This window comes from Martinezella sp. CNPSo 3957 (assembly GCF_057784395.1).
In genome coordinates, this window is the sequence record NZ_JBXSOU010000023.1 from 55,351 (window position 1) to 67,024 (window position 11,674).

The 11,674-nt window shown below is 61.8% G+C and carries 8 protein-coding genes; all 8 read left to right on the forward strand.

The features are described from left to right. Positions 1-100: 100 nt before the first annotated feature. Positions 101-3,085 (forward strand): 2-oxoglutarate dehydrogenase E1 component, encoded by a 2,985-nt coding sequence (locus tag AC13QE_RS30735; protein WP_488486596.1) that lies wholly within the window; start codon positions 101-103, stop codon positions 3,083-3,085. A 245-nt stretch (positions 3,086-3,330) separates the two neighbouring features. Then, on the forward strand, positions 3,331-4,572 hold the full coding sequence (gene odhB / locus AC13QE_RS30740) for a 2-oxoglutarate dehydrogenase complex dihydrolipoyllysine-residue succinyltransferase (RefSeq protein ID WP_488486597.1): 1,242 nt from the start codon (positions 3,331-3,333) through the stop codon (positions 4,570-4,572). A gap of 15 nt (positions 4,573-4,587) precedes the next feature. Beyond that, entirely contained in the window at positions 4,588-5,337 is a 750-nt protein-coding gene (locus AC13QE_RS30745) for a DUF4241 domain-containing protein (protein ID WP_488486598.1), read from the forward strand. A gap of 2 nt (positions 5,338-5,339) precedes the next feature. Continuing rightward, the gene (locus AC13QE_RS30750; RefSeq protein ID WP_488486599.1) at positions 5,340-5,861 is read left to right on the forward strand and encodes a hypothetical protein; all 522 of its coding nucleotides are present in this window, start codon (positions 5,340-5,342) and stop codon (positions 5,859-5,861) included. After that, positions 5,858-6,613 (forward strand): SDR family oxidoreductase, encoded by a 756-nt coding sequence (locus AC13QE_RS30755; RefSeq protein ID WP_132720622.1) that lies wholly within the window; start codon positions 5,858-5,860, stop codon positions 6,611-6,613. Before AC13QE_RS30750 ends, AC13QE_RS30755 begins: the two co-directional genes overlap by 4 nt. Positions 6,614-6,631: 18 nt before the next feature. Beyond that, a complete protein-coding gene (locus tag AC13QE_RS30760; protein WP_488486600.1) occupies positions 6,632-7,270 on the forward strand; it encodes a LysE family translocator in 639 nt (212 codons plus the stop codon). A gap of 28 nt (positions 7,271-7,298) precedes the next feature. Then, positions 7,299-8,705 carry a dihydrolipoyl dehydrogenase gene (gene lpdA / locus AC13QE_RS30765; protein ID WP_488486601.1) on the forward strand — a complete coding sequence of 469 codons (1,407 nt, stop codon included), beginning with the start codon at positions 7,299-7,301 and terminating at the stop codon, positions 8,703-8,705. Positions 8,706-8,816: 111 nt separating this feature from the next. Further along, positions 8,817-11,674 (forward strand): M16 family metallopeptidase (locus AC13QE_RS30770; protein ID WP_488486602.1); only part of this gene is annotated, 2,858 nt, incomplete at its 3' end.

An 11,674-nucleotide genomic window follows, 5' to 3' on the forward strand; every position in this document is an offset into this window, starting at 1 on the left:
TGCGGCCTTCATGGCTGTGAACGAAATACGGTCGCCGGGGACCCGAAAACCGGCAATGCAAACAAGTTGGGAGACGGGCGAGAGCGCCCGCAGATTCACCATGGCAAGGCAAGAAGCCAACGAGCAATTTCAGATCACCTCGTTCCTGGATGGCGCCAATGCTGCCTATATCGAGCAGCTCTACGCGCGCTACGAGGACGATCCTTCATCGGTCTCCGACGAATGGCGGTCTTTCTTCAAGGCGCTCGAGGATAGCCCCGACGATGTGAGGAAGGCAGCCAAGGGCGCCTCTTGGCAGCGTAAGAACTGGCCGATCCCGGCAAAGGGCGATCTGGTTTCCGCGCTCGATGGCGACTGGGGCGTGGTCGAAAAGGTCATCGAAACCAAGCTGAAGGCGAAGGCGGAAACTGCCGGTACGCCGGCGAGCGCGACCGACGTGCTGCAGGCGACGCGCGACAGCGTCCGCGCCATCATGATGATCCGCGCCTATCGCATGCGCGGCCACCTGCACGCCAAGCTCGATCCGCTCGGCATCGCCGCTCCGGTCGAAGACTACAAGGAGCTGTCGCCGGAAGCCTACGGTTTCACCGAGGCCGACTTCGACCGCAAGATCTTCATCGACAACGTGCTTGGTCTCGAATTCGCAACCATTCGCGAGATGATCGGGATTCTCGAGCGCACCTACTGCTCCACCCTCGGCGTCGAATTCATGCACATCTCCAATCCGGAGGAAAAGGCCTGGATTCAAGAGCGCATCGAAGGTCCGGATAAGGGCATCGCCTTCAATTCCGAACGCAAGAAGGCCATCCTGCAGAAGATCATCGAAGCCGAAGGCTACGAGCAGTTCCTCGACGTCAAGTTCAAGGGCACCAAGCGTTTCGGCCTCGACGGCGGTGAATCGCTGATCCCGGCGCTCGAACAGATCCTCAAGAGCGGCAGCCAGCTCGGTCTTCGCGAAGCCGTCTTCGGCATGGCTCACCGCGGCCGTCTGAACGTGCTGTCCCAGGTCATGGGCAAGCCGCATCGCGCCATTTTCCACGAGTTCAAGGGCGGCTCCTACGCGCCGGACGAAGTCGAAGGCTCGGGCGACGTCAAGTACCATCTCGGCGCTTCTTCGGACCGCGATTTCGATGGTGCGAAGGTACACGTCTCGCTGACGGCAAACCCGTCGCATCTCGAAATCGTCAATCCGGTCGTCATGGGCAAGGCTCGCGCCAAGCAGGACATGGGCGCCACCCAGTGGGACGGCGACATCATCCCGCTCTCCGAGCGTGCCAAGGTCGTGCCGCTGCTCATCCATGGTGACGCAGCTTTCGCCGGCCAGGGCGTCGTTGCCGAAATCCTCGGCCTCTCCGGTCTGCGCGGCCACCGCGTTGCCGGTACGATGCATGTCATCATCAACAACCAGATCGGTTTCACCACCAATCCGGCCTTCTCGCGTTCGTCGCCCTATCCGTCCGACGTCGCCAAGATGATCGAAGCGCCGATCTTCCACGTCAACGGCGACGATCCTGAAGCGGTCGTTTACGCTGCGAAGATCGCGACCGAATTCCGCATGAAGTTCCACAAGCCTGTGGTCCTCGACCTGTTCTGCTACCGCCGCTACGGCCACAATGAAGGCGATGAGCCGTCCTTCACGCAGCCGAACATGTACAAGGTCATCCGCGCCCACAGCACGGTCTTGCAGATCTACTCGCAGCGGCTGGTCAGCGAAGGCGTGCTGACTGAAGGCGAAGTCGAAAAGATGAAGGCCGATTGGCGTGCCCATCTCGAGCAGGAGTTCGAGGCCGGCCAGTCCTACAAGCCGAACAAGGCCGACTGGCTGGACGGCGAGTGGTCCGGCCTGCACACGGCCGACAATGCCGACGAGCAGCGCCGTGGCAAGACGGCCGTGCCGATGAAGTCGTTGAAGGAAATCGGTCGCAAGCTGTCGGAAATCCCGGCCGGCTTCCACGCGCACCGCACCATCCAGCGCTTCATGGAAAACCGCGCCAACATGGTGCAGACGGGCGAGGGCATCGACTGGGCCATGGCGGAAGCCCTGGCATTCGGTTCGCTCGTCGTCGAAGGCCACAAGATCCGTCTGTCCGGTCAGGATTGCGAACGCGGCACCTTCTCGCAGCGTCATTCGGTTCTCTACGACCAAGAGACCGAAGAGCGCTATATTCCGCTCGCCAATCTCTCGCCGACCCAGGCCCGCTACGAAGTCATCAACTCGATGCTCTCGGAAGAAGCGGTTCTCGGCTTCGAATATGGCTATTCGCTTGCCCGTCCGAACGCGCTGACCCTCTGGGAAGCCCAGTTCGGCGATTTCGCCAACGGTGCGCAGGTCGTCTTCGACCAGTTCATCTCGTCGGGCGAACGCAAGTGGCTGCGCATGTCCGGTCTCGTCTGCCTGCTGCCGCATGGCTATGAAGGCCAGGGTCCGGAACACTCCTCCGCCCGCCTGGAACGCTATCTGCAGCTCTGCGCCGAGGATAACATGCAGGTCGCCAACGTCACGACGCCGGCGAACTACTTCCATATCCTGCGCCGTCAGCTGAAGCGCGACTTCCGCAAGCCGCTGATCCTGATGACGCCGAAGTCGCTGCTGCGCCACAAGCGCGCCGTATCGACCCTTGCGGAGATGGCCGGCGAAAGCTCGTTCCATCGCTTGCTCTGGGATGATGCGGAGCTGATCAAGGACAGCCCGATCAAGCTGCAGAAGGACAACAAGATTCGTCGCGTCGTCATCTGCTCGGGCAAGGTCTATTACGATCTGCTGGAAGAGCGCGAGAAGCGCGGCATCGACGATATCTACCTGCTGCGTATCGAACAGCTCTATCCGTTCCCGGCCAAGGCGCTCATCAACGAGCTCAGCCGCTTCCGCAATGCGGAAATGGTCTGGTGCCAGGAAGAGCCGAAGAACATGGGCGCATGGTCCTTCATCGATCCGTATCTGGAATGGGTACTTGCCCATATCGATGCCAAGTACCAGCGCGTTCGCTACACCGGCCGTCCGGCCGCCGCCTCCCCGGCGACGGGCCTGATGTCCAAGCATCTGTCGCAGCTTGCGGCGTTCCTCGAGGACGCGCTCGGCGGTTGAGGGGTTGCGCGATGACGCGTTTTCGTTTGAAAGTCGCGGCGTCGCGCCCCAGCCTTCCGCATGATGTGACGGGGAGAAGATGGCAGCCATGCAGCAACATGCCGCCTATCGCCGCAATCAGGCAAATGCCCGGTCGGCCGCAACGGTCGTTCGGGCTCTTGCGCCGCGGCGTATAACCCGTCCCCCGGCCGTCTGTCGCCGGAATTCCATCCAACTCATAAAGACGAAAAATCAGGATTTGAACAATGGCCACTGAAATCCGCGTTCCTACCCTCGGCGAATCCGTCAGCGAGGCGACCGTCGGTACCTGGTTCAAGAAGGTCGGCGATGCCATCAAGGCCGATGAGCCGCTTCTCGAACTCGAAACCGACAAGGTGACGATCGAAGTTCCGGCGCCCTCCGCCGGTACGCTTTCCGAAATCGTTGCCCAGGCCGGCGAAACCGTAGGTCTCGGTGCGCTGCTCGGCCAGATCTCCGCCGGCAACGGCGCTGCAGCCGCTCCGGCACAGGCTGCTGCACCCGCCGCCGCCGCTCCGGCCCCTGCCGCTGCTGCACCGGCTGCCGCTCCCGCAGTTTCCGCTCCGGCTTCCTCCATGCCGCCGGCACCGGCTGCTGGGAAGCTGCTTGCTGAAAACAATCTCTCTGCAGATCAGGTCGAAGGCAGCGGCAAGCGCGGCCAGGTCCTGAAGGGCGATGTGATCGCTGCTGTCGCTAAGGCTGCTTCGGCTCCCGCTGCTGCACCGGCAGCACCGGTTGCCGCTCGCGCCCCGACCGCTGTCGAGGACGTCAGCCGCGAAGAGCGCGTCAAGATGACCCGCCTGCGCCAGACGATCGCCAAGCGCCTCAAGGATGCGCAGAACACCGCCGCCATGCTCACCACCTATAACGAGGTGGACATGAAGGCCGTCATGGACCTGCGCAACAAGTACAAGGATGTCTTCGAGAAGAAGCATGGCGTGAAGCTCGGCTTCATGGGCTTCTTCACCAAGGCCGTTACGCACGCGCTGAAGGAACTGCCGGCTGTCAACGCCGAGATCGACGGCACCGACATCATCTACAAGAACTACTGCCACGTCGGCATGGCTGTCGGCACCGACAAGGGTCTTGTCGTTCCCGTGATCCGCGATGCCGACCAGATGTCGATCGCGGAAGTCGAGAAGGAGCTTGGCCGTCTGGCGAAGGCTGCCCGCGACGGTTCGCTGTCGATGGCCGACATGCAGGGCGGCACTTTCACCATTACCAATGGCGGCGTCTATGGTTCGCTGATGTCCTCGCCGATCCTGAATGCGCCGCAGTCGGGCATTCTCGGCATGCACAAGATCCAGGAGCGTCCGGTCGCCATCGGCGGTCAGGTCGTCATCCGCCCGATGATGTATCTGGCGCTCTCCTACGATCACCGTATCGTCGACGGTAAGGAAGCGGTGACCTTCCTCGTGCGCGTCAAGGAAAGCCTGGAAGATCCGGAACGTCTCGTTCTCGATCTCTAAGGGGAGCGTTGGATCATGTCGACATGGCCCATGCGGACGCTGCGCGGACTGTTGTGCGCCGTCGCCGCGTGGGTGCCATCGTCCGCCGATGCGGCGGAACTCGACATTTCCAAGCTCAGCAGCAATCTCGATCTGGCGTCGCTTGGCGACGCCGATCTTGCCGCCCGCTCGATCAATATTCTGCGCATCGGCAAGGTGGAACTGACTTCCGGGCGCATCGTCGCCAGCGACCCGCTCGTTGGGGCTGACCGCGCGGCATTTACCCGCTCCGTCTCCCCTGGCGACTATCCCGTCACCTTGTATCAGGCCTTCGGCCGCATCGCGGCGGCCAGCATGCGTTTTGCCGAGGGCAGGCCGGTGCGCTGGGAACTGGCCGTGGTCCCCGGCCAGGATATCAATTCGCTGAAGAATGATGAGTTCTTCGGCTATCCGGTCGACGCGGGTCTTGGCTGCTACATGGATGCCGAGACCTATGCGCTGATCCAGGAGCGCGAAAAGCAGGTTCAGACAGAGAAGTCGTCGTCGGATATCAACTACTACGACGATGTTCTGGCATCCGAGTTGCAGCCGAATAACGACGACTATGCCCTGCATCGGCCCGTATCAGGCAAACGCGGCAACGTCGCCGTTTTCTCGAGTGGTTGGGGTGATGGATTCTATCCGGTGTTCTGGGGGCTGGATGCCGCCGGCAGGCCGCTGGTTCTGTTCACCGATTTCGGCGTGATCGAGAATGCCGACGGCCGGCGCGAGCCGGGAGGAGGCTGAGCATGCAGGCCGAAAGCACGATGGCGCGACTGGCTTCGATGCCTTGGATAATGTTGGCTTGTGCGGCCAACCCCGTGCCTGCCTATGCGGAAGAATGCGTGCAGGAAAAGGCTGTCTATGTCGATATGGACAATGCCTATGAGCTGCGCTTCGAGCCTATGGAAGCGGAGTCGTCCGTCAGCAACAGGTTCAAGCTCACAGTGCGCAACACCAATATCGTGGCGGATGGGATCGTGATGCGCACGGACGACCATCTGCGCGCCGATGGACGGATCATGTTCGAATGCCCTGAAGGGGATGTAACCGGGGCCGACCTCAGAGCCTGCACCGTGTGGCAGGGCATGGTCTATGCCTCGGATCTGAAGGGCCATATCCGTGTGCTGCCGGCGGAAGGTGAGAGTGCTGCGGATCGGCTTTTCCTGCCCGCGCTCGGTCCCTCGATCCAGAAATCGTCCCTCTGGGGCAAGGGCAAGGCGACAGTCGCACCCTGGGATGTCCTTAGTTTGAAAGGATGCAATCAATGACCGACGATGCACCTGTTCTTCTCGTGACTGGTGGCAGCCGCGGCATCGGTGCCGCGATTTGCCTGGCCGCCGCCCAGCATGGCTGGGCCGTAGCGGTCAATTACGCGTCCAACAAGGATGCGGCCGAGGCTGTGGTGGGGACGATCGTTGACGCCGGCGGCGAGGCGATCGCGATTGCCGGTGATGTCGGCAAGCCCAAGGATATCAAAGCCATCTTCGCCAAAGTCGACGCTCATTTCGGCCGCATCGACGGGCTCGTCAACAATGCCGGCATTGTCGATAGTGTGCAGCGTGTCGATGAAATGACATCGGAGCGGCTCGATCGTATGTTCCGCATCAATGTGACCGGTTCGATCCTTTGCGCCGGTGAGGCCGTGCTTCGCATGTCGACGCGGCATGGCGGCAAGGGCGGTGTGATCGTCAATATATCATCCATGGCTGCGATCCTTGGCTCCGCCGGTCAATATGTCGACTATGCCGCATCCAAGGCTGCGATCGATACCTTCACGCTCGGTTTGGCGCGCGAAGTCGCGACCGAGGGCATCCGCGTGAATGCGGTACGCCCAGGCATCATCGATACCGATATTCATGCGTCCGGCGGGCTACCCGACCGGGCGCGCGACATGAGCCCCCTTATTCCAATGCAGCGGCCCGGTACGGCGGACGAAGTAGCGGATGCCGTCCTCTATCTTCTGAGCCCGCACGCATCCTATATAACGGGCTCCATCCTCAATGTCAGCGGCGGCCGCTGATCGGAAAGGGACGATAAGATGCAATATATTCTCGAATTCCTCGGCCTTATGGCGGTGTCCTCGATCTTCATCGTCATTCCCGGCGCCGATTTCGCGATGATCCTGCGCCAGAGCATCGTGCATGGCCGCCGAGCAGCCATGATGACCGGCCTCGGCATGGGCTTCTCGCTGCTCTTTCATGTTAGCTACACCATTCTCGGCCTCGGGCTGATCGTCTCGCAGTCGCTTGTCCTGTTCAGCCTGATCAAATGGGCCGGCGTTCTCTATCTCGTCTATCTCGGCATCAAGTCCTTCCGTCAGGCGGGCTTCCAGGTGAAGGATGTCGAGATCACGGAAGAAGACCGCAAGCCGGTTTCCGTCTGGCGCTGCCTGGCGACCGGCTTCGTCACCAATGCGCTGAACCCGAAACCGATATTGTTCTTCCTGTCGCTGTTTTCGACGCTCGTTCATCACGATACGCCGGCGCTCATCCAGTTCAGCTACGGCATCGGCATGGCGGCGGCGCTTGTCGCCTGGTTTGCCGGCGTCTCCACCTTCTTCACCGTCAAGCCGGTGCGTGATCGTTTCATCGCGTCAGGCAAATGGTTCAACCGCATCACCGGAGCGGCGCTCGTCGGCTTCGGCATCCGCCTCGCCTTGGCGCGGGCGGCCGACTAAAACAGATACAAAACAAGGAAATTAAAACATGTCCTACGATGTGATCATTATCGGAACCGGCCCCGGCGGCTATGTCTGCGCAGTCAAGGCAGCGCAGCTCGGCCTGAAGGTCGCGGTCGTCGAAAAGCGCGCGACCTATGGCGGCACCTGCCTCAATGTCGGCTGCATCCCGTCCAAGGCACTGCTGCACGCTTCCGAAGTGTTCCATCATGCCGGCCATGGCATGGATGCGCTTGGCGTCGAAGTCGCCGCACCGAAGCTCAATCTTGAAAAGATGCTGGCGCACAAGGATGCGACGGTTAAGTCGAACGTCGATGGCGTCGCCTTCCTGTTCAAGAAGAACAAGATCGATGCCTTCCAGGGCACCGGCAAGATCGTTTCGGCCGTCAAGGTTTCGGTTACGGGCGATGATGGCAAGGTCACCGAGATCGAAGGCAAGAACATCGTCATTGCTACCGGTTCGGACGTTGCCGGCATCCCGGGCGTGCCGCTCGAGATCGATGAGAAGGTCATCATCTCTTCGACCGGCGGCATCGCACTCGACAAGGTGCCGGGCAAGATGATCGTGGTCGGCGGTGGCGTCATCGGCCTCGAGCTCGGCTCTGTCTGGTCGCGCCTCGGCGCCAAGGTTACCGTCGTCGAATATCTCGACACGATCCTCGGCGGCATGGACGGCGAAGTCTCCAAGCAGTTCCAGCGCATGCTCGCCAAGCAGGGCATCGAATTCCATCTCGGCGCCAAGGTTGTCGGCGTCGAAAAGTCCGGCAATGGCGCGAAGGTTACCTTCGAGCCGGTCAAGGGCGGCGACAAGGTCGTGCTCGATGCCGATGTCGTTCTCGTTGCCACCGGCCGCAAGCCGTACACGGCAGGCCTCGGCCTCGAAGAAGCCGGCGTCGTGCTCGACAATCGCGGCCGCGTCGAGATCGACGGTCACTTCAAGACCAACGTTGCCGGCATCTATGCCATCGGCGACGTCGTGAAGGGGCCGATGCTCGCGCATAAAGCGGAAGACGAAGGCGTGGCGCTTGCCGAAATCCTCGCTGGCCAGGCCGGCCATGTGAACTACGATGTCATCCCGAGCGTTGTCTACACGCAGCCGGAAGTCGCCTCGGTCGGCAAGACCGAGGAAGAGCTGAAGGCCGCAGGCATCGCCTATAAGGTCGGCAAATTCCCGTTCTCCGCCAATGGCCGCGCCCGCGCCATGCTGGCAACGGACGGTTTCGTCAAGATCCTCGCCGACAAGGAAACCGACCGCGTTCTCGGTGGTCACATCGTCGGCTTCGGCGCCGGCGAGATGATCCACGAGATCGCCGTGCTGATGGAATTCGGCGGTTCGTCGGAAGATCTCGGCCGCACCTGCCACGCACATCCCACGATGTCGGAAGCCGTCAAGGAAGCAGCACTCGCGACCTTCTTCAAGCCGATCCATATGTAAGATCAGGCCATCCCGGCGAGACAAGCGCCGGGATTGCAATGCTTGCCTGATGATGCGATGTACGGGCTCCCGTGCATCGCATCGTCCAATCGTTTCACCAACAAAGCAAGCATGTCACGTCAAAACCCATCCGGTCGTCTATCCCTGAAACTTTTCGTTGCGACAACGCTCGCGCTCCTCGTTACCGTTGCGGCTCCGGCCCATGCGGAAACGTCTGTCGCCAGCTGGCCGCAGGCGGCAAGCGACCTGCCGGTAGAGCAGGGGATACGCTTCGGGACCTTACCGAATGGCATGCGCTATGCCGTCATGCACAATGCTACCCCGGCCGGTCAGGTGGCGATCCGCTTCCGCATCGGCGCCGGCTCATTGCAGGAGCGTGATGACCAGCAAGGCCTAGCGCATTTCCTCGAGCACATGGCTTTCAAGGGTTCGACGCATGTTCCCGAAGGCGAGATGATACGCACCCTTCAGCGCCTTGGCCTCGCCTTCGGCGCGGACACCAATGCGTCCACGAGCTACGGCGAGACCGTCTATGCGCTGGATCTGCCGGAAGCCAATCCGGAGACGGTTTCGACCGGCCTGATGCTGATGCGCGAGACGGCGAGCGAACTGACGCTCGATGCCGGCGCCTTCGACCGCGAGCGCGGTGTCATCCTTTCGGAAGAGAAGCTGCGCGACACGCCGCAATATCGCGGCGGGACCGGTTTGCTTGCGCAGCTGCTGTTAGGGCAGCGTGTGCCGCAGCGCCCGCCCATCGGCAAGACCGATATCATCAGCAACGCCCCGGTCGACCTGCTGCGGGACTTCTACCGCACCTATTATCGCCCCGATCGCACTACCCTGATCGTCGTCGGCGATATCGATGCGGCCGCCATCGAAGCCGATATCCGCAACCGTTTCGGCAATTGGGCCGCCGCCGCACCTGCACCCGCCGACCCCGATCTAGGCACTCTCCAAAGCCATGGAGAGCGCGTCGGCACGGTCATCGTGCCGGGTGGTGCGACGCGCGTGCAGCTTGCCTGGACGCGCGCCTACGACGCTTCGCCTGACATGGCGGCCAAGCGCCGCGCGCAGCTGGTCGAGGATATCGGCCTTGCCGTTCTCAACCGGCGCCTGTCCGTTCTGGCGCAGCAGCCCAATCCGCCTTTCGTCAGTGCGCAGGCCGGCGCGCAGGATTTGCTGAAATCAGCTCATGTCGCGATGGTTGCCGCCGATAGCGATCCCACGAAGTGGCAGGCTGCCCTGGCGGCTATCGATCAGGAGCAGCGCCGCATAGCACAGTTTGGTGCCGACCAAAGCGAGATCGACCGCGAAATTGCCGAATATCGTTCGACTCTGCTGGCGGCCGCGAATGGAGCTGCGACGCGCGCGAGCCCGGATATCGCCGGTTCGCTCAGCTGGAGCGTCGGTGAAAATATGGTCTTCACCTCGCCTGCGGACGATCTGGCGCTATTTGATGCCGCGATGAAGGGCTTGCATACGGAAGAGGTCAATCAGGCTCTTCAGCGCATCTTTGCTGGCAATGGTCCGCAGCTGGTGCTGCAAATCCCGCAAATGCCCGAGGGCGGGGATGCCGCTGTCGAGAAGGCTTATTCCGACTCGCGCGCCGTGGCGGTGAAGGCGCCGGAACAGACGGCTTCGGTCGCATGGCCCTACACCGATTTCGGCAAGCCCGGCGATGTCGTCGAACGCCATACGGTCGATGATCTCGGCGTGACCATAGTGCGTTTCGCCAATGGCGTTCGCCTGACCGTCAAGCCGACGAAGTATCGGGCCGACGAGGTTTTGGTGCGCGCCGAAGTCGGCCACGGTCGGCTGGATCTGCCCAATGATCGCGCGCTGCCGATCTGGGCGGCGCCGGCGCTGCCGCTATCCGGCCTGAAAGCCATTAGCTATGACGATATCCAGAAGGCCTTTGCCGCGAAGGTCGTGAGCATCGATTTCGCCATTCAGGATGCCGCCTTCAAATTCGAAGGCACGACGCAGTCGCGCGACCTGCAGACTCAATTGCAGCTGCTGACCGCCTATGCCTCCGATCCAGCCTATCGTCCGGATGTCTTCAAGCGGGTTCAGCAGGCTTATCTGAACATGCTTCCCCAGCTTCAAGCGACGCCGGGCAGTGTCGTCGGTCGCGATCTTTCCGGCCTGTTGCATTCCGGCGATTCGCGCTGGACGTTCCCGGACCGGACACAACTGACGGATACCAAGGCGGAAGATTTCGAAGGCCTCCTGCAGCCCGCTCTTTCGAAGGGGCCGATCGAAGTCATCATCGCCGGCGATGTCGAGGTGGATGACGCCATTCGCTTGACGGCGCAGACTTTCGGCGCCTTGCCGGTTCGCGGCGATGGAGAGAAACAGGGCGACGGTTCCGACGTGCATTTTCCCGCGCCGACGACCGATCCCGTCGTTCGGCTTCATGATGGGCGCAGCGACAGCGCCGGTGCCGCCGTCGCCATGCCGATCGGCGATTTCCTTTCCGATCTGCCGAGGGCGGCCGCCGCAAATGTCGCCGGAGCGATCCTGCAGAATCGCCTGGTCGACCAGTTCCGCATCGCCGAGGGAGCGACCTACAGTCCTCAGGGCGAGGTCGACCTATCGAGATCGATCCCCGGCTATGGCTTTGCCTATCTCTATGTCGAAACCACGCCTGCCAAGGTGGATCACTTCTTCGAGCTGGTGGACAAGATCGCCGCCGATCTCGGTCATGGAGATGTTTCGCCCGATGAGCTGACACGGGCCAAGGTTCCGATCATCGAAGCGGTCAAGCGTTCGCAGCAGACCAACGGCTATTGGATCCAGAATCTTCGCGATGCCCAGGCCGATCCCCGGCGCCTCGAGCGTATTCGCAGGAGCATCAGCGGCTACGAGGCCGTGACCGCCGAGGATGTTCGCGCCATTGCCGCGACCTATCTGAAGCCCGATACATCCTGGCGGCTGAAGATCTTGCCGGCCAACGGATCGGCCGTGCG

What these genes read in the sequence shown, in the direction of transcription:
- AC13QE_RS30755 (WP_132720622.1), top strand. Translation starts at nt 5,858, where the DNA reads ATGACCGACGATGCACCTGTTCTTCTCGTGACTGGTGGCAGCCGCGGC.
- lpdA (WP_488486601.1), top strand. Translation starts at nt 7,299, where the DNA reads ATGTCCTACGATGTGATCATTATCGGAACCGGCCCCGGCGGCTATGTC.
- AC13QE_RS30760 (WP_488486600.1), top strand. Translation starts at nt 6,632, where the DNA reads ATGCAATATATTCTCGAATTCCTCGGCCTTATGGCGGTGTCCTCGATC.
- AC13QE_RS30735 (WP_488486596.1), top strand. Translation starts at nt 101, where the DNA reads ATGGCAAGGCAAGAAGCCAACGAGCAATTTCAGATCACCTCGTTCCTG.
- AC13QE_RS30750 (WP_488486599.1), top strand. Translation starts at nt 5,340, where the DNA reads ATGCAGGCCGAAAGCACGATGGCGCGACTGGCTTCGATGCCTTGGATA.
- AC13QE_RS30745 (WP_488486598.1), top strand. Translation starts at nt 4,588, where the DNA reads ATGTCGACATGGCCCATGCGGACGCTGCGCGGACTGTTGTGCGCCGTC.
- odhB (WP_488486597.1), top strand. Translation starts at nt 3,331, where the DNA reads ATGGCCACTGAAATCCGCGTTCCTACCCTCGGCGAATCCGTCAGCGAG.